The sequence below is a fragment of the Mucilaginibacter lutimaris genome, from assembly GCF_042676625.1.
Taxonomy (GTDB): Bacteria; Bacteroidota; Bacteroidia; order Sphingobacteriales; family Sphingobacteriaceae; genus Mucilaginibacter; species Mucilaginibacter lutimaris.
This window is the reverse complement of sequence record NZ_JBHTIA010000003.1, coordinates 1,467,640-1,484,527: the sequence shown is the minus strand read 5'-3', so window position 1 is coordinate 1,484,527 and position 16,888 is coordinate 1,467,640. Positions and strand designations below refer to the sequence as shown.

16 protein-coding genes are annotated in these 16,888 nt (G+C 42.2%); 8 read left to right on the top strand and 8 right to left on the bottom strand.

Annotation, left to right across the window (positions count from 1 at the left end; translation table 11 throughout):
• Nucleotides 1-12: 12 nt before the first annotated feature.
• The gene (locus tag ACFQZI_RS07615) at nucleotides 13-1,644 is read right to left on the bottom strand and encodes a carboxylesterase/lipase family protein (protein WP_377140608.1); all 1,632 of its coding nucleotides are present in this window, start codon (nucleotides 1,642-1,644) and stop codon (nucleotides 13-15) included.
• 116 nt (nucleotides 1,645-1,760) lie between these two features.
• On the opposite strand from ACFQZI_RS07615, the gene ACFQZI_RS07610 reads away from it, so the two are divergent.
• Both ACFQZI_RS07610 and ACFQZI_RS07605 read left to right on the top strand, forming a co-directional pair.
• On the top strand, nucleotides 1,761-2,045 hold the full coding sequence (locus ACFQZI_RS07610; protein WP_377140605.1) for a SelT/SelW/SelH family protein: 285 nt from the start codon (nucleotides 1,761-1,763) through the stop codon (nucleotides 2,043-2,045).
• Between the two features lie 65 nt (nucleotides 2,046-2,110).
• Complete coding sequence (locus ACFQZI_RS07605; protein WP_377140602.1) at nucleotides 2,111-2,548, top strand: RrF2 family transcriptional regulator; 438 nt, start codon at nucleotides 2,111-2,113, stop codon at nucleotides 2,546-2,548.
• A gap of 42 nt (nucleotides 2,549-2,590) precedes the next feature.
• Here ACFQZI_RS07605 and ACFQZI_RS07600 read toward each other — a convergent pair whose 3' ends face one another.
• Entirely contained in the window at nucleotides 2,591-4,102 is a 1,512-nt protein-coding gene (locus ACFQZI_RS07600; protein ID WP_377140599.1) for a hypothetical protein, read from the bottom strand.
• Between the two features lie 138 nt (nucleotides 4,103-4,240).
• Between ACFQZI_RS07600 and ACFQZI_RS07595 the strand changes: the two genes are divergently transcribed.
• Nucleotides 4,241-4,489, top strand: a complete 249-nt coding sequence (locus ACFQZI_RS07595) for a hypothetical protein (protein WP_377140597.1) — start codon at nucleotides 4,241-4,243, stop codon at nucleotides 4,487-4,489.
• Nucleotides 4,490-4,527: 38 nt separating this feature from the next.
• Here the strand turns inward: ACFQZI_RS07595 and ACFQZI_RS07590 are convergent, their stop codons facing one another.
• Nucleotides 4,528-5,247 carry an RluA family pseudouridine synthase gene (locus ACFQZI_RS07590; RefSeq protein ID WP_377140594.1) on the bottom strand — a complete coding sequence of 240 codons (720 nt, stop codon included), beginning with the start codon at nucleotides 5,245-5,247 and terminating at the stop codon, nucleotides 4,528-4,530.
• 136 nt (nucleotides 5,248-5,383) lie between these two features.
• On the opposite strand from ACFQZI_RS07590, the gene ACFQZI_RS07585 reads away from it, so the two are divergent.
• A complete protein-coding gene (locus ACFQZI_RS07585; protein WP_377140591.1) occupies nucleotides 5,384-5,917 on the top strand; it encodes a hypothetical protein in 534 nt (177 codons plus the stop codon).
• A 43-nt stretch (nucleotides 5,918-5,960) separates the two neighbouring features.
• Here ACFQZI_RS07585 and ACFQZI_RS07580 read toward each other — a convergent pair whose 3' ends face one another.
• The 3 genes from ACFQZI_RS07580 to gatB all read right to left on the bottom strand — a co-directional run bounded on the left by ACFQZI_RS07580 (nucleotide 5,961) and on the right by gatB (nucleotide 9,342).
• A complete protein-coding gene (locus ACFQZI_RS07580; RefSeq protein ID WP_377140589.1) occupies nucleotides 5,961-6,647 on the bottom strand; it encodes a response regulator transcription factor in 687 nt (228 codons plus the stop codon).
• Between the two features lie 103 nt (nucleotides 6,648-6,750).
• Nucleotides 6,751-7,866: a redoxin domain-containing protein gene (locus ACFQZI_RS07575; protein WP_377140587.1), complete on the bottom strand. Its 1,116-nt coding sequence runs from the start codon at nucleotides 7,864-7,866 to the stop codon at nucleotides 6,751-6,753.
• A gap of 6 nt (nucleotides 7,867-7,872) precedes the next feature.
• Nucleotides 7,873-9,342 carry an Asp-tRNA(Asn)/Glu-tRNA(Gln) amidotransferase subunit GatB gene (gatB, locus tag ACFQZI_RS07570; RefSeq protein ID WP_377140585.1) on the bottom strand — a complete coding sequence of 490 codons (1,470 nt, stop codon included), beginning with the start codon at nucleotides 9,340-9,342 and terminating at the stop codon, nucleotides 7,873-7,875.
• Between the two features lie 180 nt (nucleotides 9,343-9,522).
• Here gatB and ACFQZI_RS07565 point away from each other — a divergent pair, with 180 nt between their 5' ends.
• Nucleotides 9,523-10,122 carry a hypothetical protein gene (locus ACFQZI_RS07565; protein ID WP_377140582.1) on the top strand — a complete coding sequence of 200 codons (600 nt, stop codon included), beginning with the start codon at nucleotides 9,523-9,525 and terminating at the stop codon, nucleotides 10,120-10,122.
• 67 nt (nucleotides 10,123-10,189) lie between these two features.
• On the opposite strand, the gene alaS is transcribed toward ACFQZI_RS07565, so the two are convergent.
• Entirely contained in the window at nucleotides 10,190-12,853 is a 2,664-nt protein-coding gene (gene alaS / locus ACFQZI_RS07560) for an alanine--tRNA ligase (RefSeq protein WP_377140579.1), read from the bottom strand.
• Between the two features lie 133 nt (nucleotides 12,854-12,986).
• Here alaS and ACFQZI_RS07555 point away from each other — a divergent pair, with 133 nt between their 5' ends.
• The 3 genes from ACFQZI_RS07555 (at nucleotide 12,987) to ACFQZI_RS07545 (ending at nucleotide 16,212) form a co-directional block, all read left to right on the top strand.
• Nucleotides 12,987-13,322, top strand: a complete 336-nt coding sequence (locus tag ACFQZI_RS07555; RefSeq protein WP_377140576.1) for a MerR family transcriptional regulator — start codon at nucleotides 12,987-12,989, stop codon at nucleotides 13,320-13,322.
• A gap of 72 nt (nucleotides 13,323-13,394) precedes the next feature.
• Nucleotides 13,395-15,491, top strand: coding sequence for a ComEC/Rec2 family competence protein (locus ACFQZI_RS07550; protein ID WP_377140574.1), 2,097 nt, complete (start codon nucleotides 13,395-13,397; stop codon nucleotides 15,489-15,491).
• 70 nt (nucleotides 15,492-15,561) lie between these two features.
• The gene (locus ACFQZI_RS07545; protein ID WP_377140572.1) at nucleotides 15,562-16,212 is read left to right on the top strand and encodes a DUF4412 domain-containing protein; all 651 of its coding nucleotides are present in this window, start codon (nucleotides 15,562-15,564) and stop codon (nucleotides 16,210-16,212) included.
• Nucleotides 16,213-16,282: 70 nt separating this feature from the next.
• Here the strand turns inward: ACFQZI_RS07545 and ACFQZI_RS07540 are convergent, their stop codons facing one another.
• Entirely contained in the window at nucleotides 16,283-16,888 is a 606-nt protein-coding gene (locus ACFQZI_RS07540; RefSeq protein WP_377140569.1) for a hypothetical protein, read from the bottom strand.

Below are 16,888 nucleotides of genomic sequence, written 5' to 3'. Positions count from 1 at the left end.
GCGGCTCTTTTTTTATTCTTGATATTGCTTATCTAAAAAATCATATCTACCTTTTAGCTGAGGGCTTTCCTTTTTCAACACGGTTTTTACATCAAGGTCATTGTATGATACTACCCCGTCCTTAACGTTGGCATCCCACTTCGGCAATCGCGCCCCGTTGGGGTTACCTGTTTTAATAAAGTTGGCAAAATAGCTTTCCATCGTGTCAGATACTTTGTAATCGTCCGCTGTCCAGGCATACATTTTATTGGTGGCCAGGTTACCCATAGCATACTCAATTTCAAAAGCATGCGGCGCGCCATTATAAGGTTGCGGCCCCTTAGGCCTTGCTTTTTCAGCATCTGTAGTTTTATTTACACCACCTGCAAGCCCTGGTGTTAAATTGGCCATTGCCGCAGTAACAGGTGGTTTAGCTTTAGAGAACACATACCTGTACACCGGCTTACCGCTTGTTTTAGCATGTACATCGGCCCATTTCCAGGTTGCGTAAACAATAAACCTGTCGCTGGCCAGTTCCGTGGCCGATTTAATTACCTCTTCTTCTGTAGCACCCGGATATAATTTGAGCACCTCGTTGGCCTTGTCCTTATAAAACATATTTAATTGCTTTAAATAATTCTCGGGCGTTGGCGCGTTGCCGTACATAAAGGCCTGGTAAGGTATCTCGGCAGAGTTCCATCCTACCAGCAGCGTCACTTTAGCCTGCTGTCCTGACATGAACGTAGCAGATGGTTGTTCAGTGAAAAAGTAACCATCTGTAGTAAAGCCTATTTGCGGATTGCCCGGTTTAGAGGCCAGCTCTAATAATTGATCGGCCGGGATGGTACGCAAAGCTGCTAACGTGGTGGCCTCTGCCTTTTCGCCAAATTTAACACCATTACTTTCGGCAACATCAAGCGCCGTTGGCGCTAAAGGTTTAAACATAGCCCCGCTCTCACCTATGGCTCCGGCTATCAAACCCTTTGATAAAGGCGATGCCATTTGCGCTGATACCGACATGGAGCCGGCAGATTCCCCTGCTATGGTTACCCTTTTAGGGTCGCCACCAAAGGCGGCAATATTTTTTTGCACCCAACGCAGGGCGGCGTTCTGGTCGAGCAAACCATAGTTGCCCGATGAGTGGTGTGCCGATTCCTTCGTAAGTTCTGGGTGTGCCAAAAACCCGAACACGCCCAAACGGTAGTTAACGGTTAAGGTAATAATGCCCCGTTTGGCCATGCTTTCGCCATCGTAACGCGGCTCGGATCCGTCGCCGGCCACAAAGCCGCCGCCATAAAAATATACCAGAACAGGTAACTTACCTTTGGGTTTACCGGCAGGTACCCAAACATTCAGATACAGGCAATCCTCGCTCATACCCGGCGAGCGAAAACCCATGTCGCCAAACGGCTTTTTTTGCATGGCGTTGTAACCAAAAGCATCGCACTTTCGCACACCTGTCCAGCTGTTAACCGGTTGCGGCTCTTTCCAGCGCAATTCGCCAATTGGTGGCTGTGCAAATGGTATCCCCTTGAAGCTGTTTACGCCGGATGTTTCTGTAACGCTTTCTACAATACCATTTTCAATTTTAACTTGTACGCCCTTTTGAGCGAACAAAGACATGCCTGCAACCTGCATCAGCAGAAAAAATGTTATTTTTTTCATGAAATATGTTTTATAATTGGTTGGTGTTTGGATGTTGAAATTAATAAAAATTATCTGCTAACAAACTATTGTGTCGTATTTACGCAATGAATTTATAAATTATTTATCTCGCCAGTATGAAACCTGCTATCACCATTGAATATTGCCCAAAGTGTAACTGGCTTTTACGTGCGGCATACATGGCCCAGGAACTGCTTACTACCTTTACCGATGATGTTTACGGCATAACTTTACAACCCAGCGAAACATCTGGAACATATAACATCCGGATAAATGAAGCTGTGATATTTGACCGCAAAGAACAAGGCCGTTTCCCTGAAATTAAGGAACTAAAGCAACTTGTACGAGATGTAATCAGCCCCGGTAAAAACCTTGGCCATTCAGACAAAACGACTACCTGATTTACTATGCATACATATTATGTAGTACAAATTTGTTTATGTAATTTTGTGCACTATATTTATAAATGCTATCCAAAAAAACTAAATACGCCATAAAGGCGCTTGTTGTCATGGGCAAAAACATGGACAAGCCGCCTATGCAGATCTCGAAGATCGCTGAGCTTGAAAAGATACCGAAAAAATTTTTGGAGCAGATCCTGCTTGACCTCAGGAACGCGGGTTACCTATACAGTAAAAAAGGTGCGGGTGGTGGCTACAGCCTAAACAAAGACCCTAAAGACATTTACCTGGTTAGCATTATGCGTATTACCGATGGCCCTATTGCCATGGTACCTTGTGCAAGCTTAAACTTCTATCATCGTTGCGATGAGTGCCACCAGGAGCATACCTGCGGTATACGGGATGTGTTTATAGAAGTACGCGATGCTACGCTGAAGATACTATCTGAAACGAGTGTGGCTGATATTATTCGCCGGGAAACTACGCTGATAAGCTTGGATTAGGGATAGTAATTGATCCGGACAGAATTTTGTTAGACATCCCCTCTACTCGTCGTTCAGCTTTTCGGAAATGTTTTTGATAGCATCATCAAGCAACGAGGCAGATTTGTATAGATACTCCTCCACCTGCCTGTAGTCTTCCAGTTTAGTACTACTGTGCTTTAAAATATCTATCATACCCAAAATATTGGTGAGGTGTTTGCGAACCTCATGAGAGTTGATAAAGGCGAGCTCGGCTTTTTTAGCTTCAAACAATAGTTTTTCGTAATGCCTTTTTTGACGAACGTTACGGTAAAACAACGCTATGGCAATTATGCTGAGTGCTGCAATCAATACAATAAACAGCAGCCACAAACGCTCGCGTTTATATACCTCGGCTTTTTGAAGATAGGATTGTTCGGTTTCTTCTATTTTTATTTGCGATGATATATTACCTACCTGCGTTAACCTGATGTTAATTTCCTGCGATTGGCGCAACGCCAGCCTGAAGTTGTATGATGAAGCTTTGTAGTCCCCTTTCTTTTCGGCTATCCAGGCAAGCGTTTCGTAAAGGTGAAATTTTATCTCAGGGTGGCTGTTAGCGGTATCGGCGGCAAGCAGCATGTCAATAATAACCTTTGCCGAATCTAACTGCCCGCTCATGTAGTACGCATCGGCCAGGTGTTGGTTTTCCAGGTCGCTTTGGGCGTAGTTCTTACTTTTCTGCAGTTCTTTAATTTGGTTTATAGCTAAAGTATAGTTGTGCTGCAGCAACGTTATGTAATAAGCTGTACGCCCCCGGTAAGTAAATATTTTATAGTTGGTGTTTTTAGGATCGTTAAGTATATTGTGATAAGCCTTCAGCGAATCGAGGTTGTTCATCCTGAAAAAATTCTCGGACTTATTATAATATATAGCGCTCGATAAAAGGCGTTGCGCTGTAGTGTCGTTTCTGAGCAGCGCATCAGCGTCGTTAAGGTAATTGAGAGACTGCGCATACAACCCCGATTTGTAAAACAGGTCGGAAATATTAATATTGAGGGCGGCTTCCCTCCTTACATCCTTAAACTTATCCCTAAGCTTCCGTACGTTGATATTGGCAAGGCGATAGCTATAAATAGCACCGATATAATCGCCCTTATCTGTTTGAATAAAGCCCAGGTGGCTTAAACATTGAAATGACAGGTAAGCCTGATTATTTCTTTCGGCAAGCTGTACGGCCTTTGCCATGTTCAGTTCGGCCAGCTTAAGATCATGAAGCTTATTATATGCGATGCTTTTTATAAAATATATAAAAATATCGCGGTTTGGCAGATTATACTTCGAAAAATAATTTTTTAAAGTGTCTTGCGCTGCTGATAATTTAGCGGTATCTGTAACCTGGATATATGTTTTTGAAAAAGTAATTAAACGTTTTTCGCGTTGAAATGCATCCGGCTGCGAAAGTATATCGATGAGTGTGTCTTTACTGAGCTTATTATTTTTTTGCTGTGTAACAGGCAATTGCCGTGCATGAACATGCACAACTTGCAGGAATAGAATAAAGAAACTAAGGGTTATGGTAAGCTTTTTAAGCATACACTGTTTTTTTACTAATTTACGCTTGACTTTGATAAAAACAAAAAGAATATAATTGTAACTTTTTACTCTTTTTATGCGTATAAAGAAATATATTAATTATACATTTGTATAAACTATCACAGCGGACAATCAGATATGAAAAAAATTATTTACTTATTATTAGCCATAGTTGTTATTGGCGTATATGCGTGCCAGAAAGATAACACTGCCCCTGCCGGTAAGTCTCTTAATAATTTAAGCGTTAAAGGCAAAAAAGACACTGTTCCACCAGACCCTTCTTTCAATACATTCAGGGTTAAAAAAGACACTGTTCCACCAGATCCTTCTTTTAATACATTAAGGACTAAAAAGGATACTGTTCCACCAGATCCAAGCTTCAAGTAATTGAAAGCCCTTGCAAATAGCAAGGGCTTTTTTTATGCCTAACTGTCAAATTTTTCCAACAGTTTCAGCAGCGTTTCAAAATCTTTAGGGTAAGGCGCATGTATGGTAACATCATTGCCGGATGGCAGCTTAAAGCTTACCTCATAAGCGTGCAGGGCAAAGCGTTTCATAATAGGCAGCTCCTCCTGATCTTTACCTAAAATATACTTCCGTTTTATTTTTGAAAGGAATACCGGCTGGCCCTTATACATTTCATCGCCGGCTATTGAAGCACGCTGGGTAGCCAGGTGAATCCTTATCTGGTGCATTCGGCCCGTAACTGGCCTACATTCCACCAAGGTGTAGTGTTTAAAGTATTTTAACGATTGGAACCATGTTTCGGCACGTTTACCTTCCTGCCTGCTAATGGTTACATTGCCTTTACCAACGTTTAGGATAGGCAGGTCTATCAGCAGGTTTTCAAAAACATGTGTACCATCAATAACAGCGTGGTAAACCTTTTTAACTTTACGTTTTTCAAACTGCATAGATACCGTACGGTAGGCCTCCGGGTTTTTGGCTATAATAAGCGCGCCCGAGGTTTCTTTATCTAAGCGATGACATATCTGCGCATCATCGGTATATTGCTTCGCCAGGCGCAGCATATTTATCTCGCCACCCTTGCGCTCGTCTAACGAACTGATGAACGGTGGTTTATTAACCACAATAACATCATCATCTTCAAACAATATCAGATCGGTAAACTTTGGAAACTTCATATTGCGGGCAAAAATACAGTTAATTAAATTAATTGCAGTATCGCTATAGCAATCACGCTAAATAGCTGGCCTAAAACAAATTATAATTACCTATGTTAAATTCCTATAAATCATTCCGCTACCTAAATATATTATTATGAGCACAAAAAAAACACAGCCCGAAGAAAAGGGCTTTTTCGAAAAGATAAAGGAAACCATAGAAGAATTTTGGGATGGCACTAAAGAAACTGCCGAAGACCTGAAAGATAAGGCCGAAGACAAAATTGAAGACATTAAAGAAAGCGTAACCGCAAAAAAAGCGACGGCCACGCGTAAAGCAAGTGCGGCAAAAACAACCGTTGTAAAAAAAGCTACTGCAGCTAAAACCACTGCCGCTAAAAAGGCCGCCGATACTACAAATAAAGCTCAGAAAGAAGCAACCGCTGTTAAAACAGTTGCCGCGGCCAAAGCAAAAGCGGTTACCGATAAAGCAAAAACCACCACGGCTGACGCTAAAAAAACAGCTGCCGATTTAAAAACCAAAGCCGATACCAAAGCTAAAGCAATTACTACTGAAGCTAAAACCAAGGTTGCCGCTGTTAAAAAAGCAGCACCAAAGGTTACTGCTGCTAAAAACACTACTTCAAAAACAGCAACCACCGCTAAAAGTAAAGCCGCGACTGCTAAATAAGTAAAGAACACAAAAAAAGCCTCCCGGCTTCGGGAGGCTTTTTTTAGGCTTCAAATTTGTAACCTACACCTTTTACGGTAGCTACACAATCATCTCCAAGCTTTTCGCGTAGTTTGCGCACATGTACGTCAATGGTACGGTTGGTAACCACTACCGAATCTTCCCAAATATTTTTCAGTATCACTTCACGGGTATAAACCTTGCCCGGTTTTGATGCCAACAGGTAAAGCAGCTCAAACTCTTTTTTGGCTAATACTACCTTTACACCCTTTTTATAAACCAGGTAAGCCTCACGATCTATCACAAGGTCTCCAATTTCCAGTTTGTTATCGGTAACCTCTTCCGGTGGGGCATTACGACGAAGGATGGCGTTTATACGGCTAACCAGCGCACGTGGCTTAATAGGTTTGGCAATGTAATCATCGGCACCTACGTTAAAGCCTGCAATTTCCGAATACTCTTCGCTACGTGCAGTAAGGAACACCATAAAGGTGTTCTTAAACTCGGGCATGGTGCGCATAATGCGGCATGCTTCTATGCCATCCATTTTAGGCATCATTATATCTAAAACGATCAGATCTGGCTGGGTACGTTTTGCTTCGGCAACAGCTTCCTGGCCATTACGCGCCGAATAAACCTGGTAGCCTTCTTTCTTAAGGTTATACTCTATCAGCTCTAAAATATCGGGCTCGTCGTCAACAATTAATATCTTTTGTTTGCTGGTGCTCATGTATATTTATTTTTGCATAAATGTATAAGCTTAATTAAAGCTAATAGTTAACGCAATATTAACAAATTGTTAAATGGCACCATAAGTTAACCTTTAATTCAGGTTATTTAAATGTTTTCTTTAAAAATTCTTCAAGATCAGCGCCTGTAACATTCTTCGCTACAATATTTCCTTGCGGGTCTATGATAAAATTTGATGGGATAGCCTCAATATGATATAGCTTTTCTGTAGGCCCTTCAAAGCGCTGTAAGTCTGACACATGCGTCCAGCTTAAGCCATCGGCATTAACAGCTTGCTTCCAGTCTTTTTTCTCAATATCTAATGATATACCAAGTATGTTAAAGCCTTTATCTTTATAAAGTTTATACTGCTTAACCACGTTAGGGTTTTCCTGGCGGCAAGGACCGCACCACGATGCCCAAAAATCCAGCATTACATATTTGCCTTTATAGTCTGATAGCTTTACATCCTTATCATCAATGCTCTTGATGGTAAAGTCGGGCGCTTTATGGCCTACCGAAATAGGCTTTACCGCGGCCATCTGGCGCAAAAAGGTTTGTACGGCAGGGTTATTTTTAAACTCATCTTTTATATCATCGGCATAAGCAACCATTTGCTGCTCGTACTTGTATTGGTCTAAAGATGTGGCTGCGTAAAAACCTGCCAATGATTTTTTATTATCGGCAACAAATTTCAAAACTTCGTTGCTGTAGTCGGCAATATTTTTCTGGAATTGCGGAATGTAGATCTTAAGCAACGAATCGGACTCCTTACCCAATGCTGCCGATTTATTGGTGTACTCATCAGACAGTTTACTGTTTTTGGCACCGTACATGTTGCTTATTTTATTAAACTCCTTAATTTTTTCAGATGTTTCTGAACCACCCACCTCATAATCGTGGTTAACGTTGGCTACATCTGTTTTAAAAGTAATGGCATCGCCGTTCTTGGCAACCAGATCATAAATATTACCGCCAATGCGCAGCTTATACAGGTTAGCGTAGGGCGATGAATGTTTGAAACTGAACTCCTTGTTAGCGCTTATTTCTGTGGAATCAATAATACTTACCTGCGCGCTGTCTGCTGCTAACAGATATACTTTTTTAATGCTGCCGGGGTTATCTAATTTACCCGAAATAGTGAAGGTTGTAGCATCCTTACACGACGAAATGGCGAACGCTGCCACGAATGCCAGGCAGGTAACAATACGGTTTTTCATTGATCTTTATTTAGATTCTAATTCTTTTATTAAAAGCTGATTGGTTTTTTGCGGGTCGATCTTTCCTTTCGATAGTTTCATCACCTCGCCCATAAACAAGCCTAAAACGCCCTTTTTACCCTTTTGGTATTCTACCACCTTGTCGGGATATTTTGCCAGCGCGGCACGTATAAACTCATCAACCTCGTTAGTATCACCACTTATCAGTAAATTTAAGTCTTTAGCCAGTTGATCGGCAGTTTTGTTATTAACTTTCAACATTTCGGGGAAAAGCTTTTGCGTGGCTACAGAATTATTCACTTTGCCTTCGTCAACCAGTTGGATAAGCCCGGCTAAATTTTTTGGAGGCAAATTAAAATCAGCTACGTTAATGCTGTTATCGTTAATGTATGACCTTACGGCCCCCATAACCCAATTAGCGGCAGATTTATAATTAGTGGTATGCTTTATAAGCTCTTCAAAATATACGGCAAAATCTTTGTCAGCGATTATCACGCCGGCGTCATAATCAGATAGGCCAAGGTTTTTCGTGTACTTTTCAAACAACTCATTTGGCAAAGCCGGCATGCTTTTTCGGATCACATCAAGCTGTTCTTCTATTATTTGAACGGGCAGTAGATCCGGCTCGGGGAAGTAGCGATAATCGTTAGCCATTTCCTTTGAACGCAGTACCGATGTTTCGCCGGTATCTGCATTAAAATTAAGGGTGTTTTGATCTATATGGCCGCCGGCTTCTATTATCTCTACCTGGCGTGCAAACTCATGTTCAATAGCGCGCTGCACATTACGTATGGAGTTTAAGTTTTTTACCTCACACCGATTACCAAATTGGGTAGCGCCTTTTAACCGGACGGATATATTGGCATCGCAGCGCATGCTGCCTTCTTCCATATTGCCATCGCAAATATCAAGGTAACGCAAAATACGGCGGATCTCGGTCAGGAACTGGCCGGCCTCTTCGGCACTACGCAGGTCTGGTTCGGATACTATTTCTATAAGCGGTACTCCTGCCCTGTTCAGGTCTATAAGAGAATACTGGTCGTGCTGGTCGTGAGAACTTTTACCTGCATCATCTTCCATGTGGATGTGATGAATAGCGATCGTTTTAGACGAACCGTCGGATAATTTAACCGTTACGCCACCACCAAGGCATATAGGCTGCTGGTCTTGCGTGGTTTGAAAGCCTTTGGGTAAATCGGCGTAAAAGTAATTTTTACGGGCAAAAGTGTTTTTTAAATTGATAATGCAGTTACAAGCTAAACCCATTTTAACAGCATACTCTACCATGCGCTTGTTAATGCGTGGCAACGTACCGGGATGGCCCAGCGAAACCGGACTAACATGATGGTTCGGTTCGGCGCCAAATGCTGCCGAATCTGATGAGAAAGCCTTACTTAAAGTGGATAACTGCGCGTGAACCTCTAACCCAACAACCAACTCGTACTTATCACTCACGCTGCCTTGTAGAACTGCCATAGTATATATTCAGCTGTTGTTCAGCATTGATGAAACATGCCAAATATAGTTTTTATATATGTTTTTCATAGCTATTTTTTAAAAAGCACGGGCTATAAACAAACAATTTTTTAAACCATTTATTTATGCTGATGTCTGTTACCTTAAGCGTGCAGAATTAATTGCAATTACACTATAGATATGAAGAAACTACTTTTTGGATGCCTTGCGGCGATGTTTATGCTCGCGGCATCAGTAACCCGGTCAAAAGCGCAGGTAAGCGTAAACGTTAATATAGGCACCTGGACCCCACCAGTAGAATATGCCGACGCGAATTATTACTACCTGCCCGATGTTAACAGTTATTACTATGCCCCAACACGGCAGTATATTTATTTAAACGGCAATAACTGGATCTGGCGTAACAGCTTACCACCACGCTATAATTACTACAACATAAATAATGGTTACAAAGTGGCGGTGTACAGGCCAAACCCCTACCGCTATTACAGCAGCGACCGTGTAAGATATGCGCGGTACCGTGGTGCAGGGCATGGCATTATTCGCGACAGGTATTACCGCCCGCGCACAGTAGTAGTAAACCGTAACCATTATGTGAACCTCCCTGTTAGGGTCATAAACCGTGGGCCGGGCAGAGGCCCTAACCATAACTGGAACCGTGGCCCAGGCAGAGGCCCCGGCCGTGACTGGGGACATGGGCCATCCAAAGGACCACAACATGGCCATGGGCCCGGAGGGCCGGGCGGACACGGGCATGGCGGTGGACATGGCAGGCATTAATATGATCTAAATGAAAAAGGACCGCTTAACAGGCGGTCCTTTTTGTTATAAAGTAAGTTTGTTGGGCTTAGCTTACAAAGCTTTTGGCTTTTGTTAAAGCGTTATTAATACCGGTAACATCGCTGCCGCCGGCTGTAGCAAAGAATGGCTGGCCACCGCCGCCGCCTTTGACCTCTTTGGCAAGCTCTTTTACAATATTACCCGCGTGCAGGCCTTTTTCTTTTACAAGGGCCTCATCTATCATTACGGTAATACTTGGTTTTCCGTTAATTTCCGCAGCCAATACCAGGAACAGGTTTGGCACAATATCTTTAAGGTGATAGGCCAGGGTTTTAATAGCATCGGCGTTTGGTAACTCTACCCTTTGGGCAATAAAATTGATGCTGTTGATCTCCTGTGATTTTTTAGCCAGTTCATCTCTTAAACCGGATGATTTTTCGAGGATAGATTTTTCTATCTCTTTTTTCAAACGGTTATTTTCTTCCATTAAACTTTCCAGACTTTTAGCAATATCCTTCGGGTTTCTAAGCAGCTCTTTTACCTGCTGCACCAGTTTGGTTTGCTCGTTGATATAATTTTCGGCAGCAACCCCTGTAATTGCTTCGATACGGCGCACACCGGCTGCAACTGCACTTTCGGCTGTTATTTTAAAGTAACCTATCTGGCCTGTGGCTTTTACGTGTGTACCACCGCAAAGCTCCTTGCTAAAATCGTCGTCAAAAGTTATTACCCTTACGTATTCGCCATATTTTTCACCAAACAAGGCTGTAACGCCACTTTGTATAGCTTCGGCATAAACTACACTTCGCTCTTCTTTTAGGAAGATATTTTCCCTTATTTTTTCATTTACAATATTTTCTATCCTTCTAAGTTCATCGTCCGTCACTTTTGCGAAATGAGAAAAATCAAAGCGAAGATAATCAGCATTTACCAAAGACCCTTTTTGATTGACGTGCGTGCCCAATACCTGCTTCATCGCAGCGTGTAACAAGTGCGTAGCTGAGTGATTACTGTTCGTGCGGTTACGCAAAGAAGCGTCCACAATAGCTGTCAAGGCATCTTCCGGAGCCGACGGAAGCTTATTTGTAAAATGTACAATAAGGCCATTCTCTTTTTTAGTATCAGTAACTTCAATTATTTCGCCGTTAGGGAATATCAGTTCTCCTTTATCGCCCACCTGGCCACCACTTTCAGCGTAAAAAGGCGTTTTATCTAAAACTAACTGGTATTGTTCTTTTCCCTTGGCGCTCACCTTTCGGTATTTTATAAGGTGCGCTATGCTTTCAGTCTCATCGTAACCTGTAAACATTACAGCGTCTTCGTCTTTTAGAACAATCCAATCGCCGGTATCAACAGCTGTAGCCGCCCGTGAGCGGAGTTTTTGGGTTTGTAGGGCTTCGTTAAACAAGACCATATCGACAGAAAGTCCATTTTCACGCGCCATCAATTCAGTAAGATCGATTGGGAACCCATAAGTATCATACAATGTAAAGGCAAAATTTCCATCTATTACAGGAGAATTTTGGGTAGCGACATTTTTATCTTTCAATAAAGTCGCATACTCTCCAAACATATCTATACCCTTGGCTAAAGTTCTCAAGAAAGAAACCTCCTCCTCCAAGATAACCTTTTGCACAAAATCTTTCTGGGCGTCCAATCCATCAAACACACCTTTAAACTGCTCAGCCAGCAATGGCACTAATTCGTTAAAGAATGGTTCTTTAAAGCCGAGAGTTTGGTAGCTGTAACGTACCGCACGGCGCAAAATCCTACGGATAACGTAACCTGCTTTGTTGCTTGCAGGCAACTGCCCATCGGCAATGGCAAAACTAATGGCGCGTATATGGTCTGCCAGTACGCGCATGGCTACGGCATCGGCCCAGTCGGCATCGCCGGGTTTGGCGGCACTGTTATATTTTTTACCGCTCTTCTCCGCTATGAGCTGAATCATCGGCTGGAAAACATCAGTATCGTAGTTAGATGTTTTGCCTTGCAGCACACGTACCAAACGTTCAAAGCCCATCCCTGTATCCACATGCTTGGCAGGCAACTGGTGCAGCGAACCATCTTTAATGCGGTTAAACTGCATAAATACGTTGTTCCAGATCTCTATTACCTGGTCGTGGTCGGCGTTAACTAAGGTATCGCCACTAACTTTTGCACGCTCATTATCCGGGCGGCTATCGTAATGTACCTCCGAACATGGGCCGCATGGGCCGGTTTCGCCCATTTCCCAAAAGTTATCTTTTTTGTTGCCTCGTAATATATGCGCCTCGTCTACATATTGTTTCCATAGGTCGTAGGTTTCGGTATCCTTTTCAAGGCCTTCCTTTTCGTCGCCTTCAAAATAGGTTACGTAAAGGCGGCTCTTATCTAATTTGTAAACTTCTGTGAGAAGTTCCCAGCTCCAGGCTATGGCATCTTTTTTAAAGTAATCGCCAAAGCTCCAGTTGCCCAGCATCTCGAACATGGTATGGTGGTAGGTATCAATACCCACTTCTTCCAGGTCGTTATGTTTGCCGCTAACGCGAAGGCAGCGCTGGGTATCGGCCACGCGCGGGGCCTTTGCAGGAGCTTCGCCCAAAAAAACATCCTTAAACTGGTTCATCCCCGCGTTGGTAAACATCAGGGTGGGGTCGTTTTTAACAACAATAGGTGCACTTGGCACAATAACGTGGCCTTTAGAAGCAAAAAAATCAAGAAAAGCCTGGCGTATCTCTTTAGCGGTCATAGTGTGCAAAGGTAATGATTAGTCCGAAAGTCGGGAAGTCTGATGTCAGGAAGAAAAAAATGTTTTCGAGCATTATATTAACTTTCCCTATTACACTCTTGCAGACTTCCTTACTAAAACTTTACATTTGTGTATGCCTTACAAAGACCGCGAGATAAGCAAAATGTACTATACCATGGGCGAAGTATCGGCCATGTTTGGCGTTAACCAATCTTTGATACGTTTCTACGAAAAGGAGTTTGATGTATTGCAGCCTAAAAAGAATAAAAAGGGCAACAGATATTTTACGCCCGAAGACCTGGAAAATTTTAAGATCATCTTCCACCTTATAAACGACAAGGGTTATACCCTACAGGGCGCCAAAGACCACCTCAAAACTAACCTTAACGATACCCGCGACCATCAGCGCGTAATAGATTCGCTGGAAAGCATGAAAAAATTCCTGCTGGAAGTGCGCGACCAATTGTAATTATTCTATTTTTATTGCAGCCTGACACTCATCCCATGCAGGCTTAATAAAACTGTTGAATAATAAATTATTATGATTGCTAAGCACAAGGGCGAAATACCCATTGTTGTATTACTCCTCCCCTTTTTAGCAGGCATAACCGGCGCGCTGTTGCGTTTACATACATCCAATAACTTTGTTTTAGCCGCGCTAATTACCTTTACGTTAATATTTATCGGGCTTAATTTGGCCTATGCCAAACTACATATATACAAAGCACGCTGGCTTGGCGGCGCATTGCTTTACACTATATTATTCTTGTTTGGGTGGTTTGTTACAATTAATCATAATCAGCTAAATCAACCAGACCACTTTTCAAAAAAAGCAGCTCAAAAAATGCTGATAAACATTACATCCGAACCAAAAGTAAAGGATGATATGGTACGGTTTACGGCAGATGTAAAAGCGGTAAGCAACGACAACCGGGTTACTAAAACAAGCGGCACATTGCTGGTTACCATTAAAGATGAACTGGCTGAAAACCTTTTCTATGGCGAACAACTGATCATACCGGCAAACTATTTGCCTGTCGACCCTCCGTATAATCCCGGTGAGTTTAATTATAAGCAGTACCTGGCCAACAAGAATGTGTACCATCAGGCTTACTTATATCCAAAACAGTACAAAATAGTTTCAGCTGGAAATGGTAACCCTGTAATTGCATATGCGCTACGTGTAAGGCAAAATCTTGTAGAAAAGTTTAAACACAATATGCATGATACTACGGCCATAGCGGTAGCATCAACCCTGATACTGGGCTACAAAGCCGATTTAAGTAACGATGTATTGCAAGCCTATTCTAAAACCGGCACTATCCATATCCTGTCGGTTTCGGGCGGGCACGTGGCAATCATTTACATACTGCTTGGCTGGATGCTGGGTTTCCTGGATGTATCTAAACGCGGCAAGATAATTAAGGCCATACTAATTATAAGTTTAATATGGGCGTATGCTTTGCTAACGGGATTTTCGCCCGCGGTTTGCCGTGCCGCGGTTATGATCAGTTTGGTAATAACCGGTAAAACCTACAGCAGGTACATTAACACGCTAAATTTACTGGCTGCATCAGCTTTAGGGTTGTTGTTGTACGACCCATTTTTGCTTACAGACGTAGGCTTTCAACTCTCCTACCTCGCGGTTGCAGGGTTGGTAATTTTCCAACCTATAGTGTATGGCTGGTTAATCATAAAAAATAAGTGGTTAGATAATATCTGGCTGGCGTGTTCAGTATCTATTGCCGCCCAGGTAATTACTTTTCCACTTAGCGCATATTACTTTCACCAGTTCCCGGTTTATTTTTTATTGAGCAACCTGTTAATAGCTATCCCCATTATTATAGTGATGTATACCGGGCTGCTTTTGTTGCTGCTGCCGCAAATGCCACATATATCCGGCATACTTGGTTATATACTGGAGCACACTATCCTGTTGATGAATAAGGCATTAGCTATTATAGAACATTCGCCTTATGCAAGCATCGGTAAAATATGGCTTACAAAGTTTGAGTACATACTGTTGTATGCCATTATTATATCGTTATTTTATTTTTTGTATAACAAAGGGCGGTGGGCTATAAAAGCTGCTTTATTATGTACGCTTGCATTTAGCGTAAGAATCAGCTTCAAAAAGTTAACTGCCGATGCTACCAACTCCATTACCTTTTTAAACCTGCGCAAACATACAGGCATTGTATTTAAGGCTGGTACACATGGTGTGGTGATAAGTGATCTGCCGCAAACAGACAGAAACTTTCAGTACGCCGTACAGCCCGGGCTGGATAGCAGCAAAATCACCGATTTTAAGGTGTATCATATTGCCGATAATATAACCCTGCCATATTTGATAAAGCAGGGCAACTACATCAACTTTCAAAATAAAAATATACTGCTGTTAAACGGTGAGCGTAAAATACAGTCCATCCCGCAGCAAATAAATATTCAATATCTATTTGTGAGCAGAAACGCCTTTATAGATACGGGCATGCTAAAGGGTAAAACCGTTATTATCAATGCGGACAATTCGCCAAAATATGTAGAAGCATTTATAGCAAGTTTAAAAAGTAGTAAAACTAATTATCACATATTAAAACGTAACAAATCGGTTTGTATAGCATCTAATTCACATAAATAATTAAAAAACATCTTAAAAAACTTGCACACGAGTTAATTACACACTAAATTGTATCCATTAAATTAAAACTATGAATAATAAACTATTTACTGTTGCCCTGGGTATTGCACTTACCGCAACAGCTATGAGCGCCAGCGCGCAAAAAGCTTACAAAGAAGGTGTTGCTACCCTAAGCATGAGCGTTATGGGCCAAACAGTTGATGCCAAAAATTACTTTAACGCCGATTCGAGTGCTATCGCTTTTAGCGCCGGGCCGGCAAATATTAAGGTACTTACAGACAACAAAGGCACTTACATGGTCTATTTAGTTGATGTGGCTGTTGCCTCAATTAAAAAAGCCGCTGTTGCTACACCTGCTGAAGTTGAAGAGCAATATTCTAAGCTGCCTGTATACACATTTGCTCCTACTACCGAAACTAAAGTTATTAACGGCTTTAACTGCAAAAAAGTGGTTGCCACCGATACTAAGGATAACAAAAAATACGATGTATGGGTAACTAATGATATTAGCCTGCCAATGAACGCGGCATCGAAAGTTTATGCCAAAGCAGGTGGTGTGCCAATCCAATACACCAGCACCCGCGACGGTCAAACATCAGAAATTACGGTTAAAAGCGTAACAGAACAAAAGCTACCAAAAGGTACGTTTGCCGTACCTGCCGATTTTGATAAAATCACCATGGAGGAGTTAAACTCCATGAGAGGCGGTGGCGGTAACTAAGCCCTTATAAATAGAAAAAAGGCCCGTTAGTTAAAAACTAACGGGCTTTGCTTTTAATATATAGTATATTTTAATTTAGTTCTGATGATAAGCTGTTAACCCATTGGCCAAATAAACGGGTTTCCATATCAACGGCCTTTTGCGCGTGTGCTTCCCAATCCGACGAAAACTTTTGCAGTTGGTTTATCATTTCTTCCAGGTGGCCTTCTTCCTCTAAAATTATAGATTTGACGTTTACTTTACTGCCCACAGCGTCGAGTGCATCCTGGTAAATAGGGTAAAGTTCATCGGCACGCACTTCTATAGCGTAGGTTACCAACAAGTATGCTGCAAAACGCAACTCAGATCCGCTTAAATGCAATTCTTTTTTTAGGTAACGGCAAACGTCAATATCTAACTGGTTCAAATAACGTTTGCTAAAGGCGGGCGCAATGAGGTACCCGGCAGCATACGTTGGCAATTGTTCACCTGTTTTCTCTATTTGTTTTTTCAAATAAAAAGCGTGACGGTGTTCTTCGGCAGCGTGTTTTAAAATGATGTAGGTAACTGTGGCGGGGTCTTCGCTCGCCGAGATCTTCCGGGCACCTGTGTTTTCCATAAGCGACAGGGTGTTTAACCAACGCGCGTGCAGCCGGTTATCGGCAATTATTTGGGGTAATATTGTGTTTAGTTCCAT